The organism is Skermanella aerolata KACC 11604 (assembly GCF_000936425.1).
Classification (GTDB): domain Bacteria; phylum Pseudomonadota; class Alphaproteobacteria; order Azospirillales; family Azospirillaceae; genus Skermanella; species Skermanella aerolata.
In genome coordinates this window covers 62,525-80,781 of sequence record NZ_AVFK01000032.1, presented here as the reverse complement: position 1 = coordinate 80,781, position 18,257 = coordinate 62,525, and the positions used below count along the sequence as shown (strand labels likewise).

The 18,257-nt window shown below is 62.6% G+C and carries 19 protein-coding genes and 1 pseudogene; 15 read left to right on the top strand and 5 right to left on the bottom strand.

The window, feature by feature from the left end:
• The 4 genes from N826_RS28725 to N826_RS28710 form a co-directional block, all read right to left on the bottom strand.
• Nucleotides 1-326 (bottom strand): Rieske 2Fe-2S domain-containing protein (locus tag N826_RS28725; RefSeq protein ID WP_044434516.1); only part of this gene is annotated, 326 nt, incomplete at its 3' end.
• Between the two features lie 71 nt (nucleotides 327-397).
• Entirely contained in the window at nucleotides 398-1,312 is a 915-nt protein-coding gene (catA, locus tag N826_RS28720) for a catechol 1,2-dioxygenase (protein ID WP_044434514.1), read from the bottom strand.
• Nucleotides 1,313-1,362: 50 nt separating this feature from the next.
• Nucleotides 1,363-1,659 carry a muconolactone Delta-isomerase gene (gene catC, locus N826_RS28715; protein ID WP_373866635.1) on the bottom strand — a complete coding sequence of 99 codons (297 nt, stop codon included), beginning with the start codon at nucleotides 1,657-1,659 and terminating at the stop codon, nucleotides 1,363-1,365.
• Between the two features lie 9 nt (nucleotides 1,660-1,668).
• Entirely contained in the window at nucleotides 1,669-2,829 is a 1,161-nt protein-coding gene (locus N826_RS28710; protein WP_044434511.1) for a muconate/chloromuconate family cycloisomerase, read from the bottom strand.
• Nucleotides 2,830-2,931: 102 nt separating this feature from the next.
• On the opposite strand from N826_RS28710, the gene N826_RS28705 reads away from it, so the two are divergent.
• The 3 genes and pseudogenes from N826_RS28705 (at nucleotide 2,932) to N826_RS28700 (ending at nucleotide 5,384) form a co-directional block, all read left to right on the top strand.
• The gene (locus N826_RS28705; RefSeq protein WP_044434509.1) at nucleotides 2,932-3,852 is read left to right on the top strand and encodes a LysR family transcriptional regulator; all 921 of its coding nucleotides are present in this window, start codon (nucleotides 2,932-2,934) and stop codon (nucleotides 3,850-3,852) included.
• Nucleotides 3,809-4,012 (top strand): annotated as a pseudogene (locus tag N826_RS46015) (hypothetical protein); the annotation flags it as partial. The gene N826_RS28705 and the pseudogene N826_RS46015, both read left to right, overlap by 44 nt.
• A gap of 76 nt (nucleotides 4,013-4,088) precedes the next feature.
• Entirely contained in the window at nucleotides 4,089-5,384 is a 1,296-nt protein-coding gene (locus tag N826_RS28700; protein WP_044434507.1) for a M20/M25/M40 family metallo-hydrolase, read from the top strand.
• A gap of 136 nt (nucleotides 5,385-5,520) precedes the next feature.
• On the opposite strand, the gene N826_RS28695 is transcribed toward N826_RS28700, so the two are convergent.
• Entirely contained in the window at nucleotides 5,521-6,219 is a 699-nt protein-coding gene (locus N826_RS28695; protein WP_044434505.1) for a GntR family transcriptional regulator, read from the bottom strand.
• 262 nt (nucleotides 6,220-6,481) lie between these two features.
• On the opposite strand from N826_RS28695, the gene N826_RS28690 reads away from it, so the two are divergent.
• The 12 genes from N826_RS28690 to N826_RS28640 all read left to right on the top strand — a co-directional run bounded on the left by N826_RS28690 (nucleotide 6,482) and on the right by N826_RS28640 (nucleotide 18,257).
• Entirely contained in the window at nucleotides 6,482-7,222 is a 741-nt protein-coding gene (locus N826_RS28690) for an SDR family NAD(P)-dependent oxidoreductase (protein WP_044434502.1), read from the top strand.
• 36 nt (nucleotides 7,223-7,258) lie between these two features.
• The gene (locus tag N826_RS28685; RefSeq protein WP_044434501.1) at nucleotides 7,259-8,110 is read left to right on the top strand and encodes a sugar phosphate isomerase/epimerase family protein; all 852 of its coding nucleotides are present in this window, start codon (nucleotides 7,259-7,261) and stop codon (nucleotides 8,108-8,110) included.
• 16 nt (nucleotides 8,111-8,126) lie between these two features.
• A complete protein-coding gene (locus tag N826_RS28680) occupies nucleotides 8,127-9,158 on the top strand; it encodes a TRAP transporter substrate-binding protein (RefSeq protein WP_044434499.1) in 1,032 nt (343 codons plus the stop codon).
• A 128-nt stretch (nucleotides 9,159-9,286) separates the two neighbouring features.
• On the top strand, nucleotides 9,287-9,556 hold the full coding sequence (locus tag N826_RS43440; RefSeq protein WP_147040652.1) for a hypothetical protein: 270 nt from the start codon (nucleotides 9,287-9,289) through the stop codon (nucleotides 9,554-9,556).
• 125 nt (nucleotides 9,557-9,681) lie between these two features.
• Nucleotides 9,682-10,704, top strand: coding sequence for a TRAP transporter substrate-binding protein (locus tag N826_RS28675; protein ID WP_044434497.1), 1,023 nt, complete (start codon nucleotides 9,682-9,684; stop codon nucleotides 10,702-10,704).
• A 56-nt stretch (nucleotides 10,705-10,760) separates the two neighbouring features.
• Complete coding sequence (locus N826_RS28670; RefSeq protein WP_044434494.1) at nucleotides 10,761-12,050, top strand: alpha-hydroxy acid oxidase; 1,290 nt, start codon at nucleotides 10,761-10,763, stop codon at nucleotides 12,048-12,050.
• Nucleotides 12,047-12,952, top strand: a complete 906-nt coding sequence (locus tag N826_RS28665; RefSeq protein WP_044434492.1) for an NAD(P)-dependent oxidoreductase — start codon at nucleotides 12,047-12,049, stop codon at nucleotides 12,950-12,952. Before N826_RS28670 ends, N826_RS28665 begins: the two co-directional genes overlap by 4 nt.
• Nucleotides 12,953-13,002: 50 nt before the next feature.
• The gene (locus tag N826_RS28660) at nucleotides 13,003-13,932 is read left to right on the top strand and encodes a dihydrodipicolinate synthase family protein (RefSeq protein ID WP_044434491.1); all 930 of its coding nucleotides are present in this window, start codon (nucleotides 13,003-13,005) and stop codon (nucleotides 13,930-13,932) included.
• Between the two features lie 143 nt (nucleotides 13,933-14,075).
• Complete coding sequence (locus N826_RS28655) at nucleotides 14,076-15,107, top strand: GntR family transcriptional regulator (RefSeq protein WP_044434553.1); 1,032 nt, start codon at nucleotides 14,076-14,078, stop codon at nucleotides 15,105-15,107.
• Between the two features lie 215 nt (nucleotides 15,108-15,322).
• Nucleotides 15,323-15,997 carry a hypothetical protein gene (locus tag N826_RS28650; RefSeq protein WP_044434487.1) on the top strand — a complete coding sequence of 225 codons (675 nt, stop codon included), beginning with the start codon at nucleotides 15,323-15,325 and terminating at the stop codon, nucleotides 15,995-15,997.
• An 83-nt stretch (nucleotides 15,998-16,080) separates the two neighbouring features.
• A complete protein-coding gene (locus N826_RS28645; RefSeq protein ID WP_044434486.1) occupies nucleotides 16,081-17,913 on the top strand; it encodes a hypothetical protein in 1,833 nt (610 codons plus the stop codon).
• Nucleotides 17,914-18,023: 110 nt separating this feature from the next.
• Complete coding sequence (locus N826_RS28640; protein ID WP_147040654.1) at nucleotides 18,024-18,257, top strand: hypothetical protein; 234 nt, start codon at nucleotides 18,024-18,026, stop codon at nucleotides 18,255-18,257.

Here is an 18,257-nt window from a genome sequence, read left to right as displayed (position 1 = left end):
GCCTTGTTGGCCCGCTTGTGGCGGCACAGCATGGCGCCGCGATGGCTGCATGCGTTGATGAAGGCATTCAGTTCGTTGTTCTTGTTGCGGGCGATGAAGATCGGCTGCCGCCCCATATAGGTCGTGAAATAGTCGTTCTTGTTGGGGATCTGGCTGTCGTGGGCCAAGTAAATCCAGTTGCCCTCGAAGATATGCTTCATCTCCAGCTCGAACAGCTCGGGGTCGGTGAAGATATCGCGGCGGCAGCGGTAAAGGCCGTTTTCCTTGTCGTCGACGATGGCCGATTCCAGGGACGCGTCGAGCCGTTCCATGAGATGCGTATCCATGGTGTTTCCTCCGTTGATTTTGTCAGGTCTCGCCCCCTCTCGCCGAAAGCGAGAGGGGTGGTCGCAAAGGATCAGGCGGCGGCCCGAGGGCGATCGATCAGGGTGCAGGGCACGCCTTCGACCGCATGCGGCAGCGCGAAGTCGAAGGTGATCGTGGCGAACGGACCATCCACGCCCTTGTCGCGGATCGCTGACTGGTCGGTGTGGTGCGTCACATCGGGGATCAATTCATCACGGGTAGCAAACGCGAAGTCTTCGTAGATGTACTTGTCGCCCTGGATGTTGATCTGCGTCGTGAGCGTCCGGAAGCCGGGGGCCGACACGAAGAAGTGGATATGCGCCGGGCGCTGGCCGTGGCGGCCGAGCTGATCGAGCAGCTTCTGGGTCGGACCGTCGGGCGGGCAGCCGTAACCGGACGGCATGATGCTGCGGAAGCGGTAGCGCCCCTCGGCGTCGGTGACGATCGAGCGCCGCAGGTTGAAATCGCTCTGGGACTTGTCGAAGTAGGAGTAGTTGCCGAGCGTATTGGCGTGCCAGACCTCGACCAGTGCGCCGGCGACCGGCCGTCCCTGTGTGTCGGTTACCTGGCCGTCCATGAACAGGATCTCGCCTTGGTCGGTACCGTCGTCCAGCCGGGCTTCGCCCTGGCAGACCGGCGCTCCGGCTACGTAGAGCGGTCCTTCGATGGTGCGCGGCGTGCTGCCCGGCTCGATTCCAACCTGGGCTTCCTTCTCGTCGAGCCTGACATCGAAGTAATGATCGATGCCGAGACCAGCAGAAAGCAGCGAATATTCGTTACGCTGACCAAGCTCGGTCAGGTAGCTCAGCGCCGTCCAGAACTCCTCCGGCTGGACGTCGAAGTCATCGATGACGTTGAAAAGGTCCAGCAGCATGCGATCGACGATCGCCTTGACCCGCTGGTTGGGCTCCTTGATCTGGGTGCCGGTGATGCGGTCGACGAGCTGCTTGATCTGTTCTTTTTGCATTGTTTCTCTCCCTTGGATTTGAATTGTTGAGTTGTTGGCCGGATGTGACTTCAGGCGTCGTCGTCGCGGATCGATGAGGGATGGCGGCAGAGGGACGTAACCTTCATTGTCATGAAGGGGAAGAGCGGCAGCGACGTCAGGATCGCGTGCAACTCGTCATGGCTCGCCACATCGAAGATGCTGGTGTTCGAGTAGTGACCGACGACGCGCCAAAGGTGGCGCCACTTGCCGTCGCGCATCAACTGCTGCGCGCGTTCGCGCTCGACGCTTTTCAGTTCGTCGGCGGCGTTGGGCGCCATGTCGTGCGGCAGGCGGACTTCCATTTCGACTTGGAACAACATTGTCATCTACCCTTGTCAGATCCGGGCTTTAGCCGGAAAGCTGTGCGTCCGTGTGCGATCGCGGTCGCGGCGGAAGAAGTCGATGCGGTCCGGGTCCAGCTCGACGCCAAGGCCGGGCTTGTCCGGTACCTTCAGGACGAAATCGCCGTAGCCGAGCGGCTCCGTCAGGATTTCCTCGGTCAGGAGCAGCGGACCGAAGAGTTCGGTGCCCCAGGCAAGCTGGGGGAATGTCGCGAAGAGATGCGCCGAGGCGATCGTGCCGACGCCGGCCTCAAGCATCGTGCCGCCGTAGAGACCGATGCCGGCGGCATCCGCGATGGCGCCGACACGGCCTGCCGCCTGTAACCCGCCGGACTGCGCGATCTTGACCGCGAACACGTCGGCCGCTGCCTGGCTGGCGAGGTCGAAGGCGTCATCCGGCCCGTGCAGGGCCTCGTCGGCCATGATCGGGATGATGAACCGGGCTGCCAGCCGCGCCAGTCCGGAGCGGTTCGCCTTGGCGATCGGCTGCTCGACCAGATCCACCCCGGCCGCTTCAAGCATCGCCAAACCGCGTGAAGCGCCGGCCTCGTCCCAGGCCTGATTGACATCGACCCGCACGCTGGCCTTATCCCCGAGCGCCTTCTTGATCGATGCCACATGGGCGACATCGTCGGCCACGGCGCGCTTGCCGATCTTCAGCTTGAAGATATTGTGCCGGCGTAGGCCCAGCACCCGTTCCGCCTCTTCAATGTCCTTGGCGGTGTCGCCGCTGGCCAGCGTCCAGGCAACCGGCAGCTCATCCCTGTGGCGACCGCCCAGCAGTTCGGAGACCGGCAGGCCGACGCGCTTGCCCATGGCGTCGAGCAGGGCAGTTTCCACCGCCGACTTGGCGAAATGGTTGCCGACGACGACGCGGCCGATCCTGGCCATGGTCTGGCCGATCCGGGAGGGATCGCTGATCTTGAGGATGGGTTCGAAGTATGTGTCGATCGCGAGCTTGATGCTTTCTGGGCTCTCGTCGCCGTAGCTCAGGCCGCCGATCGTGGTGCCTTCACCGATACCGACGATACCGTCCGAGCAATGGATGCGAACGATCACGATGGTCTGGCGATACATCGTCGCCATCGAGAGTACATGAGGCCTGATGGTCGGAAGATCGACCAGAAAAGTTTCTATGTTATTGATTTGTAACATCACTCTGTTGTTCCTTGATCTCCCTGGTGAGCAATAGTTAATCCTTGTATATGGAAAAGAAAAATACCAAGTTTGTCTGATACGATACCCTGGAGGTATGGAATGGAGATTCGCCACCTCCGCTACTTCGTCACCGTCGCCCAGGAGCGGAACTTCACCAGGGCCGCCGAGAAGCTGCACATCGCTCAGCCGCCGCTGAGCCGTCAGATTCAGCAACTCGAGGAGGAGTTGGGTATAGTGCTGCTCGACCGGGACAGCCGCCCTCTTCGCCTCACCGAAGCCGGCCGCCTGCTATACGAGCACGCGGCCCAGGTCCTGGAACGCTTCGACGACCTGCGCACCATGATGAAGCGCTTTCGCGAAGCGGAGCGGCCGCGCTTCGTCATCGGGTTCGTCGCCTCGACCATCTACGCGGCCCTGCCGAACCTGATCCGGCGTTTCCGCGCGGAAACGCCGGGGCTCGATGTCAGCCTCGTCGAGATGGTCAGCCTGGAGCAGATCGCGGCCTTGAAGGACGGACGGATCGATGTCGGGTTCGGCCGCATACGCCTTGACGATCCGGCGGTGCGCCGTGACGTCCTGCGCGAGGAACGGCTTGTGGTCGCCCTGCCGCTGAGCCACGCGCTTCTCGAGCGGGAGGGGCCGCTGAGCTTCACCGAACTGGCGGGCGAACCGCTGATCCTGTACCCGCGGGTGCCGCGCCCAAGCTATGCGGACCAAGTGATCTCGATCTTCCGCGACCGGGGTCTGGAGCCGAACATCGCCCATGAGGCCCGCGAGTTGCAGACGGCAATCGGGCTCGTCGCGGCCGAAGTCGGCATCTGCATCGTGCCGACATCGGTGCAGCGGCTGCGCCGGGACGACGTGGTCTACCGCGAACTCGTCGAGCAGACCATCACGTCGCCGATCATCATGAGCCGCCGTGTCAACGACCGGTCGCCCGAGCTGGCCGTCATGTCGCGGGTGATCATCGAAGCGTATCGGGAATGGGGGTGGAAGATACCCGAAGGCCTCGACACTTAGTCTTGTCGCCGAAGGACACGAGAACGACCTTAGGCTGGCGGACCAACAGACGCTGGCGGCGTTGAGGCTCGATCCGCCGCCGACCGCGATCTTCACGGCGGACAACGTCATGACTCATGGCGCCTATCGGGCCTGCCGCGACCTCGGCGTCCGGATACCCGGGGACCTGTCGTTCGGGACATCCGCCGCTCGCGCGTGTTGCACAGGATCGGCACCTCACCGCGTGGGAGAACGCAATGTCCCGAGGCTCGACAGCCTTCATCACCTTGGCCCTTCTGACTTCCCTGGGCGCCATCTCGTCCGAAGCCAGCGCGCAGCAAGCCCAGCAGCCGAAGCATCCTGCGGTCGAACGCGTCATGGCAAGTGCCGGCTATCGGCAGGCGATGGCGTCGTTCGACAGTGGGCATGACCGGATCGTCGAGGAAAACCTGAAGCTTCAGCAGATCCCGGCTCCCCTCAGGCAGGAGCAGCGCAAGGCGGAAGCGTTCGCCGGCATGCTGCGGGCTCAGGGTCTCGCGGATGTCTCGATCGACCCGGAAGGTAACGTCTTGGCCGTCCGCAAGGGGACGGGCAACGGCGAGATGGTTGCGATCGTTTCCCATCTCGACACCGTGTTCGACATGGATACCGACCTCACGCCGAAACGCGACGGTACGAAGATCAACGCGCCCGGCATCGCCGACAACAGCCGCGGATTGGCGGCGATCCTCGCCATGACGCGGGCCATGGATGCGGCCGGCATCAAACATCGGCACGACATCCTCATCGTCGGCAGCGTCGGCGAAGAAGGACTGGGAGATCTTCGCGGGGTCAAGTACCTGCTTCGCCAGGGACAGTACAAGGACCAGATCAAGACGTTCATCACGTTTGACGGGCTCTATCCGGACCAAGTGATGAATACGGCTGCCGGGAGCAAGCGTTACGAGGTGCGCTACAAGGGGCCGGGAGGCCATAGCTACCGGGCATTCGGGACCGTCAACCCGATGTATCCCCTTGGTGCCGCCATGCAGGGACTTGCCGGGATCGAGGTGCCCAAGGGCACGACCCACAGTGTCGGCGTGATCGGCGGCGGTACATCCGTCAACTCGATCCCTACCGAAGCCTGGATGCTGGTTGATATGCGATCGGCTTCACCCGAGGATCTCGGCGCTTTGGAAAAGCGCTTCCTGGACATCGTGAGCAAGGCGGCCGAGGCCGAGAATGCCACCCGCTCGACGAAGAGCGGATCGATCACGGCCGTGACCGAACTCGTGGGCGACAGGCCATCCGGCAAGACAAGCGAGGACCAGCCGATCGTCGGGGTAGCCGTGGCCGCCGTCGCCGCCCATGGATGGACACCCAAACTGGTCTCGGCAAGCACGGATGCGAACGTGCCGATCAGCATGGGCATTCCCACGGTTACCATCGCCTCGGGGATCGGCGACCGCCAGCACTCGCTCGATGAATTTCTGGATGTCGAGAAGAGCGGAAGCGTTCGGCAACTCGGCATGGCGCTTACCACCTTGCTCGCCCTCGCGGACATGACGGAATAACCGGACAGAACCGTCCTGGGGAAAGTCGGGGCAGGCGAGGGCACTTCCGAAACGTGCAGCGCCGGTTCCGGCCTTTCTGGATCTTGGCCAAGCCCGAGCGCCTGAATGGTGAACAGGCAATCCTCCCCCGGACCGGTCAGCTGCCATGCCTCTGGGCGGCTGTTCCCTTGACCAGTCCCATCCGCGTGGCCTCGCCGTATCCGACGCGCATTTTCATGATGTGCGCCCCAAGCACGGCCTCGGCCCGGATCAAATTCGAAGCGCCGAAGGCGTCCACGATTTCCCGATGCTCTTCGATGGATCGGCTGCGGATCGCCGTCGGATGGAGCAGGAGAACGCGGATGGCGCTGATGCGCCCCGAGATCAGGCCATAAGCCTGTACGAGAAACTGGTTTCCGCAGTTGGCGAAGAAAGCGTCGTGGAACGACGCATCGGCCTTGGCGGACGCTTGGTCGTCACCGGCAGCCACGGCGGCTTCCATGGCATCCGCCGCCTCCTGCAACTGGTGGAGCGTCTGCTTCCGGTCGCGCGTATGGGCCAGCCACATCGCGCGCGTTTCAGTCATGACCCGGAATTCGCACAGCTCGGTGACATCGCTTTCGGTCGGTTGGAAGACGAAGCTGCCGCGTTGCGGCTGAATGTTGATGAGGCCCTGGAGTTGCAGCGAGGTCAAGGCTTCGCGGACCGGGGTCCTGCTTACGCCGAGCGTAACCGCAAGCTTGTCCTCGGATACAGCCTCGCCCAGCCCAAGTTCGCCGCTGACGATGGCATCCCGAATTTTTTCGGCTACGACGACGGCCAGTGACGGCTTGCGATGTAGCTCCAAGGGGCGCATTCGGCTTCCGTCCGTTTCTGTATCCTAGCATTCAGAGTTTAGCACATTGCCGCCGTTCCCAAAAGCCGCATAAGCGGTTGCAAGGCAGCACCTGTTCCCAACTGCCATACAATCATGACTTGATCTGCATCAATATTTACAAGAAGTTACATTCCAGGCGCTGCCAATGCAAAACATAGTCGCAAAAGATAGATTGACAGACAGGTCGTTCCGGCTCATTTCTACTGAGGTACTGTATGGTAGTTGATCGGGAACGACGTAAATGGCAGGGAACATCAGAGGGCAAGCGGCTATCGTGACGGGAGCGGCGCGCGGCATCGGCCTTGGCATCGCGCAGCGGCTTGCCGAGGAGGGGTGCCGGGTCATCCTGTGGGATGTGGACTTCTCGCAATTCGACCGGAGGAAGGCCGGCTTCGAGCCCGTGTTGACCCAGGTCGTCGATGTTTCCGATCGTCTTGCCGTGGAAAAGGCGTTTTCCGAGGCGGTAGAGGCTGCCGGATCGATCGAGATTCTGGTGAACAATGCCGGTATCAATGGCCCCGTCGTCGCTGCCTGGGAGTATCCTCCCGATGCCTGGGACCGCGTTATCGCGATCAACCTGAACGGCGTGTTCCATTGCTGCCGGGCCGCCGTCCCGCATATGCGGCAGCGTGGCTACGGGCGCATCGTCAACGTCGCATCGATGGCGGGGAAGGACGGTGTCCAGTACATCTCGGCCTACTCCGCCGCCAAGGGCGGCGTCATAGCGTTCACGAAATCGCTTGCCAAGGAACTGGCCGCCGATGGCGTCCTGGCGAACTGCATCGCACCCGCCATGGCCGAGACGGACCTGCTGCGCGAGATGACGCCGGAGCATATCGCCGCGAGCAAGGCCAAGATCCCGATGGGCCGCTTCCTTCAGATCCCCGAGATCGCGGCGATGGTCGCCTGGATAGCCGGACCCGAATGCAGCTTCACGACTGGCTTCGTCTTCGATCTGAGCGGCGGACGCGCGACGTATTGAGCAGCGTCCCCGGATGGCGCCCATCAGGATATTTCCATGACAGAACTGCCCGCGACTGGACTGCCGTTGTCTCTATCCCACCTCTCCGCTCTCGACATGGCTCCCCCGGACCTTGTGTCCATCGCGGGCGAGGCCGGATACCAGGCGGTGGGGTTGCGTCTGAACCCGGCCGCGCCGGGCGCCATCAGCTATCCGTTGGACAGGGGAACGGCGGCGTTGAGGGAAACGCTTCGGCGGATGAAAGATACCGGCGTCGCTGTATACGACGTCGAGTTCATTCCACTTACCCCCGATATCGACGTGGCACGGTGCGAACCCTTGTTCGAGACGGCCGCCGATCTGGGGGCGCAACGCGTCAACGTCTCCGGCGACGATCCAGATTCCGCGCGGCTGACGGCTCGGTTCGCCGAGATATGCGAACTCGCCGGCAGGTTCGGACTTGCCGTCGACCTGGAATTCATGCGCTGGAGGCAAGTGGGCTCCCTGACGCAGGCGGTGGAAGTCGTGAGGCGTGCAGGAAGCCCCAACGGTGCCGTCCTGCTGGATGCCCTTCATCTCTTCCGCTCGGGCGGTTCGGCCGAGGATGTGGCGGTGCTTGATCCTTGGCTCATCCGCAGCGTCCAGCTATGCGACGCGCCGGCGGAGGCGCCACCGACCGATCGGATCATCGACGAGGCCCGGAACCATCGTCTGGCTCCCGGAGATGGCGGATTGCCTATCGCCGAACTCGTCGCTGGCTTGCCGAAGACCGTCGCTTTCGCGGTCGAGGTCCCGATGCCGCCGGGCACGGGGACGTCGCCGCTTGCCCATCTCCGCCGTCTGCGCGAAGCGGCCCAGACCCTGCTGGCGGCGCGACATGCCGGGACGCCGACGGCTCAATCAAGATGAAAGTGAGGAAACGACCATGAACAAGAAGATACTGAGCAAGAAGAACATCCGAGCGTTCGGGATCGGCATCGGACTCCTGTTCGCAACGGCAGGAGCACAGGCCCAGGACTTCAAGGAGCGCACCTTGCGGTTCGCGTTCCAGAATACCGCCGACCACCCCGTCGGGCTGGGACTCGCGAAGTTCAGCGACCTCGTCAAGCAGAAGAGCGGCAGCAAGATCACGGTCAAATTGTTCCCCGGCGGCACGCTGGGAGGCGATCTCCAGACGGTCTCGGCCCTTCAGGGCGGCACCTTGGACCTGACGGTCCTCAATACCGGCGTCCTGGCCGGCATCGACAAGAACACGGCGATCCTTGATTTTCCCTATCTTTTCAACAGTGAAAAAGAAGCCGACGCCGTTGTGGATGGCCCGGCCGGGAAGAAGCTGCACGAGTTGCTTTCGAGCAAGGGCCTGATCGGCCTCAGCTACTTCGAGAACGGCTTCCGTCAAGTGACGAACAGCCGCCATCCGGTCGCCAAGCTGGAGGATTTTCAGGGTCTCAGGCTCCGGGTTCTTCAGCTTCCCCTGTTCATCGACATCTTCAAGGAACTGGGCGTCAATCCCGTTCCCTTGCCCTTCCCGGAGCTGTATCCGGCGCTCGAACAGAAGGTCGTCGATGGGCAGGAGAACCCGATCAACACGATTTACTATTCGAAGATCCACGAGGTTCAGAAGTACGTTTCCTTGACGAGGCACGTGTTCAATCCCCAATCCGTGCTGATCGGGAAGAAGACCTGGGACCGCTTCTCACAGGATGAGAAGTCCGCCATCCAGGAAGCCGCCTACGAGGCTGCCGTTTATCAGCGGCAGGTATCGCGGGAACAGACCGTCAAGTCGCTGGAAGCGATCAAACAGGCGGGCGTCGCCGTCAATGACGTTTCCCCGGCGGAGGTCGAACGTATCAAGGAGAAGATCAAGCCGGTAATCGACAGGTACACCAAGGACCTCGACCAGGATCTCGTGCAAGAGGTCAATGCCGAAATCGCCAAGGTGCGCGCTGGCAATTGATGCCGGTTGTTCGGCGCGGGTTTGCGCCGATACTTCCGACCCGAGGGGGTGCGCGGCGCCGACCATTGCGGTGCCGCGTACCCCCCGATGCTTCTCCCGAAGCCCTGGACGACCTGGAACGGGCCTGAATGGCCCAAATCCGCGTTCCTGAAAAATGGCTATTGCGCACAAAAGCCAATGGTGTTAAAGGTCTTCCACGCTTGCAGGGAGTGGTGAATACGTTCCAAACGAATTACATGACAGACCTCTCCGCCAACCGACCAGAAAGTGGATGTGCATCTGCTATGCTGTCGTTTTGCACGAAAAAAGAAAATAAAATCTTCAAAGCGCCTCAGAAACACTTACTTCCAGTGCCTATGAAAGCACTTGTGCTTTATTACTATAAGCAAAGCACCTAATTTTTCTTTTGTTGATACTTCCAGTCGACCGCTCGTCCGAGCAAAAATACCAAAAAATGACAAGCAGATATGGCCGATACTGACTTGTTGATCCAAAAACGAACGCTTCTACGAGGAAACGCCTGATGAACATGACCATTAAGACTGCTCTGGCCAGCCTCTTTCTCGCCGGATCGATGTTCGCAACCGGAACGGCTCTGGCGCAGGACGTCAAGTCACACAACTTCAAAGTCGCTTTCGTCCAGAACATCGATCATCCGCATGGTATCGGCGCGAAGAAATTCGGCGAACTGCTGGAACAGAAAAGCGGCGGCAAGATGAAGGCGAAGGCCTTCGGCGGCGGCTCGCTGGGTGGTGACGCCCAGGTTATTTCCTCGCTACAGGGCGGCGTGGTCGAGATGACGCTGGTCAGCCCCGGCCTGTTGACCGGATTGATCAAGGAATTCTCGGTCTTCGACTTGCCGTTCATGTTCACCAGCTACCGTGAAGTCGACGCGGTGATGGACGGGCCGGTCGGTACCAGGCTCCTCGGCATGCTGACGGACAAGGGACTGATCGGCCTGGGGTACTGGGACCATGGCTTCCGGAACATCACCAACGCCCGGCGCCCGATCAACAGGATGGAAGACATCAGCGGCCTCAAGGTCCGCGTGATCCAGATCCCGATCTTCATCGACACGTTCTCCGCCCTCGGCGCCAATCCGGTGCCACTGCCGTTCCCGGAACTCTACACCGCGCTGGAAACTGGCACGGTCGACGGTCAGGAAAATCCCTTCGCATCGATCGAAACCAGCAAGTTCTACGAAGTACAGAAGTATGCCGCCACCACCGGCCACGTCTACAATCCGCTGGTCGCCATCTTCAGTAAGAAGATCTGGGACAAGCTTACCGAGGACGAGCGCCGCATCGTCCAGGAAGCCGCGACCGAAGCCGGCCTTTACGAACGCAAGGTCTCGCGCGAGGCGAACGAGAAGTCCATGCAGACCCTTCGCGGCGAAGGCATGCAGATCACCGAGCTTTCGGTCGAGGAGATCGATCGCATGCGCCAGAAGGTCAAGCCGGTGACCGACAAGTACACCCAGAGCATCGGCCCCGATCTCGTCGCGGAAGTGCAGGCCGAAATCCAGAAGGTGCGCGACGGCAAGTAAGGGTTTCATGGCGTTCGACAGGGACGACGGCACCGGGCGGGTAATCAGAGAGCGAGATGAAACGGCGGCTTTACAAGGGCACGGACTACAGGCGGGCCCATAGCATCGACGAACTGCGGGAAGTGGCCCGCCGCCGTGTCCCCAACTTCTGCTTCGAGTATGTGGAAGGCGGATCGGACGACGAGGTCACGCTGAAGCGCAACCGTTCGGTGTTCGAGGAAATCGGTTTCGTACCGCGCACACTGGTCGACGTTTCCGCGCGCAGTCAGGCGATCGATCTGTTCGGCAAGCCGTCCGCCGCTCCCTTCATGATCGGCCCTACCGGCTTCAGCGGCCTGCTGACCCGGGAAGGCGATCTGGCGCTCGCCCGTGCCGCGGCGTTCGCCGGTATCCCGTATATCCTCAGCAACGCCTCCACGATGCGGCTGGAGGACGTGGTCCGAAGGGCGGGAGGGCGCGTCTGGATGCAACTCTACCTGTACCGAACGCGCGACTACGCGGCACGTCTGGTGGACAGGATGAAGGCCGTCGGCGTCGAGGCGCTGGTGGTGACGACGGACAGCGCGATCTTCGGCAACCGCGAATGGGACCGGCGCAACTATGCCCGGCCGCTGAAGCTGGACCTGCGCAATACGATCGACGTGATGCTTCATCCCCGCTGGATCTTCGACGTGCTCGTGCCGCATGGCGTGCCGCGTTTCGCCAATCTCGGCGACATGCTGCCGCCCGGCCAGGACAGCGTCCAGGGTGCGGCGTCGGCGATATCCAAGGAACTCGATCCCTCGCTCAACTGGTCGGATATCCGGTGGCTTCGCGATATCTGGCCGGGCAAGCTGATCGTGAAGGGCGTCATGTGCGCCGAGGATGCCGTAACAGCCGTGAATACGGGCGCCGACGGCATCGTGCTGTCCAACCACGGCGGCCGGCAGCTGGACGGGGCCGTCTCCTCCATGGAGATCCTTCCCGAAGTGGCTGCCGCGGTCGGCGGCCGGTTGACCGTGATGCTGGACGGCGGCTTCCGGCGCGGTTCCGATATCGTGAAGGCCCGTGCGCTGGGAGCCGACGCGGTGCTGCTCGGACGTGCGACCACCTATGGTCTGGCGGCCGGCGGGGAAGCCGGGGTCGCCCATGCGATCAACCTGCTGAAGACCGAGGTCGACCGGGTCGTCGGCCTCCTCGGGTGCTCCGACCTGTCCCAGCTCGACGCCGGCTATATCCGCTGGCCCGGACATCCCGAGGTTTCCGGCAATTCCGCCCCTCGCTTCGAGGAGAAGAAACGCGTGACACTGGCGCCGGTGCGGCGGTTCCCGGCGGAAACGCCTCTTGAAAAGGAAGTGCTCTCATGAGCCAGACGACGCGGGTAGGCTTCATCGGCCTCGGACTGATGGGCGCCGCCATGGCGACGAACATCCTCCGCAAGGGTTTTCCGGTTACCGTTCTGGCGCACCGCAACCGCCAGCCGGTCGAGGTGCTCCTGGCGGAGGGCGCCGTCGAGGCCGCCAGTGCCGCGGATCTGGCTCGCGGATCGGATGTGGTGATAGTCTGCGTTACGGGCACGCCTCAGGTGCGCGACGCGCTCTTCCGGGAGAACGGCATCCTGGAAGGCGTGCATGACGGACTGATCGTCATCGACAGCAGCACGGGAGACCCCGATTTCGCCGCCGAGGCGGACGAAGCGATCCGCGCGCGGGGCGGGCTCTTCATGGACGCTCCCGTCAACCGCACGCCCAAGGAAGCGGCCGAAGGCCGGCTCAACGTGCTGGCCGGCGGGAACGAGGCGGTTCTGGACCGGGTGCGCCCGGTGCTGGAGACCTATTCCGAAACCATCCACCACGTCGGTCCGCTCGGCTCCGGCTACAAGGCCAAGCTGATACACAACTTCATCGCCCAGGGTACGACCGTGCTGCTCGCGGAGGCTTTCTGCACCGCCGCCAAGGTCGGTCTGGACCTGCGCGCCTTCGCCGATCTGTGCCGCCTCAGCGGCGCCCACAGCCGAACCTACGACCGGGTCGTCCCCTTCGTCCTGGACGGCGACGATTCCGGGCAGAAGTTCACCCTGCGCAATGCGGTCAAGGACATGCGTTCCTACACCCGCCTTGCGGAGTCGGCGCCGACGACGGCCTTCGCGGCCCAGGCCGTCCACCAGACCTATCTGCTCGCCGCCAATCTCGGGCATGGCGACAAGTACGTTCCTCACCTTTTCGACGTCCTCGGACAGGTCAACGGCGTCAAGGTACGCGCCGACTGACCGATACCCCGGCACCGGCAAATCAATTTCAGCAAGGATGGGACGACCCCATGACAGCAGATCCGCAACCTCGTTTCCGCGGCGTCTTTCCGGTGATGCCGACCACTTTCGACGATCGCGGCGAACTTGATCTGGACAGCCAGAAGCGCTGCACCGACTTCATGATCGATGCCGGGTCCGACGGCCTCTGCATCCTCGCCAATTTCTCCGAACAGTTCGTTCTGACCGACGATGAGCGCACGCTCCTGATCGATACCATCCTCGATCACGTGGCCGGTCGCGTTCCGGTGATCGTGACCACCACGCATTTCAGCTCGAGGGTCTGCGCCGAGCGCAGCCGCAGGGCGCAGGAGGCCGGCGCCTCCATGGTCATGATCATGCCGCCCTACCACGGGGCTACGATCCGCGTGCCGGAGCGAGGCATCTTCGACTTCTTCCGGATGGTGTCGGACGCCATCGGCATTCCGATCATGATCCAGGACGCACCGGTCAGCGGCACGGCCCTGGCCGCGCCCTTCCTTGCGCGGATGGCGAAGGAAATCCCCAACGTCGCCTATTTCAAGATCGAAGTGCCCGGCGCCGCCTCCAAGCTGCGCGAGCTGATCGAGCTTGGCGGCAGCGCGATCGAGGGACCATGGGACGGAGAGGAAGCCATCACCCTTCTCCCCGACCTCGATGCCGGGGCCACCGGAGCGATGACCGGCGGCGGCTATCCGGACGGGATCCGCCAGATCGTCGATGCCTATCGGGACGGACGCCGCGAGGAAGCCGTTGATGCCTATAACCGGTGGCTGCCGCTGATCAACTATGAGAATCGCCAGACCGGCCTGATCGCCGCCAAGGCCCTGATGAAGGAAGGCGGCGTGATCGCATCGGAGGCGGTGCGTCATCCCTTGCAGCCGCTTCATCCGCAGACCCGTGCCGGCTTGATGGAAACGGCCAGACGCCTCGATCCGCTGGTTCTGCGCTGGGCGCGGTAGGGCCGGGGCGGCAAATTACGGCTTTCGGCTGATGCCGTGTCGAGGATTTTGCTGATGGCAGGCGTTCGTTGCAGGTATGCTGGCCGGATGGTGGTCCTCGCACGACTACTGCGACAGGAGATTCGAAGGGCCGTTTGAAGACGATGCTGACGACACCGACGCAACTGCAAACCACCCGTCTGGCGGCGAAGATCAAATCGCTTCTGCGCGACGCCATCGTCTCCGGCAAGCTTCCTAAGGGACAGCTTCTGTTGGAGACGCATGTCGCGAACCTTACGGGATCCAGCCGGGGGCCGATCAAGCAGGCTTTCGCGGAATTGCATGGCGAAGGGATGATCAGCCGCTTCGATGGCAGGGGCTTCGTCGTCGGAGGCAGCGCGGACAGCGTGATCCGGGAACCGATCACCGCCCGCTCCCTCGGGCTGGACGACCGGGAGGCCGGAGGGCTCAAGGAGCGGGCATGGGAGAACGTCTACGACCCCGTCGAAAGCGAGCTGATCCGCTGTGCTCTGTATGGCCACTTCCGCATCAACGAGCATGAGCTGGCCAGCCACTACGGTGTCAGCCGGACCGTAACGCACGACGTGCTGATGCATGCCCAGGTCAACGGACTGATCGTCAAGGACGAGCGTTCCCGCTGGTACAGCGTCTCGCTCGATGAGAACCGCGTCAACTATCTGTACGAACTGCGCGAGCATCTGGAACCCGTCGCCCTGTCCAAGGCGGCCGAGGTGATCCCGACGAAGGAACTTGAACAGGTCGACGGTCGGCTGGTCGACGCTTTGCGGCGCTATCCCAACCTGCCGGCGGACGGCCTGGACGAACTGGAACTGGACCTGCATGTCCGCTGCCTGAGCTATTGCCCCAATCCCGAGCTGGTGGAGGCGCTCAAGCGGACCCGCTGCATCATGATCTTCGGCAAACACCTGTTCGGCCGGGAGATCGCCTTCCCCAACGAAGAACCTTTCTTCAACGAGCACCGCCGCATCGTCGATGCCATGATGCGGCGCGACAAGGCGGACGTTGCGCAGGAAGCGCGTGCCCATCTGCTCAAGGCGCGCGAAAAGGTACTGGACCGGGTACGCTATTCCCGCTCGATGAAGACGACGCTTGACCTTCCCTACATCAAGGAAGTGGGGCCAGAAGGTTTGCTGCGGGACGAGTCCAGGCAGTAAACCGACTTCGACCGCAGCCTTGAGAGCAGTCGCAGCCAAAGTTGGCACAGGAACCTGGACGGGTTTCCAGCGTCCACGATAGCCTCGATTCAACTCCCCCTCCTAAATCAACTCTTTGCAGGTAGACAAGACTGTCTGATGATTGAACTGGCTGCGAAATCGGCCACAAAAACAGAAGCCACAGAAACAGAAGAGTGAAAAAAGGGGGGAACGAGATGAAGAGTATTGCACGATTTGGCTTGCCGGCGGCGCTGCTGCTGGTAGGCCTGGGTGCCTGCGCGATGGATCGCCAGGCCGAGGCCGACGACGGCATGAGCTTCTTCGTCACGAGCGTCGGGAGCGGGCGGGGCGCCGATCTCGGCGGGTTGGAAGGCGCCGACCGGCACTGCCAGAAACTGGCTCAAGCGGCGGGAGCCGGAGGCCGGACATGGCGTGCCTATCTCAGCACGCAGAGCATGGGCGGAAATCCCGCCGTCAATGCGCGTGACCGCATCGGGCAGGGACCTTGGCAGAATGCCAAGGCAACGGTCATCGCCCGGAACGTGAACGATCTTCACGACGCCAACAACCTTACCAAGGAAACGGCGCTCACCGAGAAAGGGGATGCCGTCAACGGGCGTGGCGACACTCCGAACACGCACGACATCCTGACCGGATCGCAGCCCGACGGAACGGCGTTCGCCGGGACCGAGGACAGGACCTGCGGCAATTGGACGAAGAGTGGCGCCGACGGCGCCGCAATGGTCGGCCACAGCGACCGCAGGGGGCTGAACGAGGACCCTCCCGCCAAGTCCTGGAACTCGTCCCATCTGAGCCGGGGCGGGTGCAGCCAGGAGGCGCTGAAGGGTACCGGAGGCGCCGGACTGCTGTACTGTTTCGCGGCGTATTGATCCGATCCGACGCCCCGGAGCAGCCGCTCTAGGACGAGCGGCTGCTCCGGGGCGCAGTGTCCCACGACAGAATATGGGGAACCATGCAGAGAACTCACCGCGACAGTGACGACCGTGTCCATGGCCCCTGGAACCCGGGCATACGGTCGGAACTCACCCGCGAACTGCTGGCGCTGTCGACCATCTTCCGGCCGGAGAATGTCTTCCACGATCTGACCCGGGCGATGGAACTCCGGGACGTCACAGGACTTCCTCTGGAGGTCCTCGCGATCTTCCGGCCCGAACGGCTGACGCTGCATGAGCTGCTGGTGCGCGTCACCGCCGATTACGAAATACCGGACCCGGAGGACGCCAGCGTCGGCAGTCTTGGTTTGAACCTGCGGCGCATGGCGCAAACGCTGTCGGAGCGGGCCGTCGATCCGAACCGGTCCGAGATCGACGAACTTTACAAGCGGACGCGGAGCGACCTGGAAACCTTCATCAAAAGCGAACTCGCTTCCGCCTTCGGCCGTCCTTCGGTCAGCTCTTCCAGCCCGTCCAGCGGGCAAGGCAAGGCGTCGCGCGGTCTTTGGTCATGGTTCCGCGGATCGGCCGCGAAACCGGATCGGCCTGCGGTGGAAAGCCAGCGCGACCGCGATGAGCGGATCGTCGGCCAGTGGGCGGTGCGGGCGCATGCGAGCGACGCGGCCTTGGAAAGGGCGGCTTACCGTTCGCTGGCAAGGGTCGCCTCGGCCGTCCGGTTGCATCATGGCCGTATCGTGGGTGAAAACACGTTTCTGGCGTCGCTCGCCACCGACCTCGCCTGCAACGACCATGGCGCCGAGGTCATCAGCCGGTATCTCGAACCGAAAATTCATGAAGTAGCACAGCAGCAAGGATTTCGGGAGCTTCCCCATCAGGCCAAGCCCGTCACCATGCTGACCAAGGGAGCATCGGCATCCGGAAAGAGCACGATGCGGCCGCTGCAAAGGAAGCTGGCCGCGAAGCTGGGCATACAGTGGAACGACTTCGCGCTGATAAGTCCCGATACGTGGAGACGGGCTCTGCTCGACTTCGGTTCGCTGGGACCGCTGTACAAATACGCGGGGATGCTCACCAGTCACGAAGTCACGATCATCGACCGCAAGCTCGACGTGCATCTGGTCCGCAAGGGCGACAAGCAGCAGACCTCGCACCTCATGATCGACCGCTTCCGGTTCGACAGCTTCGCGCTGGATTCGGATGAAAGCAAGCACCTGCCATCCCGTTTCGGCAACCTGCTGTGCTACTCCCTGATGGTCACGCCCCCGCAGGAAACCGTCGAACGCGCGTGGCAGCGCGGCCTGGAACTTGGCCGCTACAAGGCCGTGGACGATCTGCTGGCGCATAACGTGGAGGCGTTCACCGGCATGCAGAACATCCTGTTCGGGCGGGCGCTGAACCCGGACGTTCCCGTTCACTACGAGTTTCTGGACAACAGCGTCCCTCGTGGAGAAGTACCGCTCACGGCTGCCTTCGGCTGGAGCGGCGAGATGAATATCCTCGACGTGAAGTGCATACTCAACCTGGAGCGATACCGGAAGATCAACATCAACGCGAAGGGGCCGGAGGAGGTTTATCCGGACCAGACGGCGATGGCCGCGGAAAACAACACCGAATTCCTCAGCCGGTGTATCCGGAAGTTTCCCGTGGTCAACATTGCCGACCGGGAAACGGGCCGCATCCATGTCCGCTTCGAGGCGGGCCAGCTCAAGTGGATCGATCCGGACGCCCTTGCCGAGGCGGGCAAGGATGAGGAAGTGAGGGTCGCCCTGAGCGGGGCCGCGCCGGAAATCTTCGAGGGAACCGTCCTCGCCGCGACCGTCCCCGAGTTCCTCGATCCTGCTAGATATCACACGATCGGCCGCTGGGCCGCGAAGGCCGGTTCCCCGACATGACGGGGTGTCCGGGGTCCCGCACCGGTATCCGTCAATCATATCTTAAGCGCGCCGTCCGAGAATGGGTGCCTCTCGCCAAGCCACCCATTTACGCTCCGGAACCGATGCGCATGTCCCCGGCTTTCCACTGCACCCTCAAGCGCCTGCGCTTTGGCGCGAACACCGTTGCGATCGCGGTGACCCTGCTGTCGACCGTTGTCACGATCTGCCTCAACGACGAGACGAAGTCGCCGGCATCGGCCCTCCTGGCGGTCGGCTTCTTCTCGTGCTTCGCTCTGCTCTGGCAATTCGTGCGTCAGGACCTTCAGGAACGTGATACCGGCGACGCTCGCGACATCACTTGA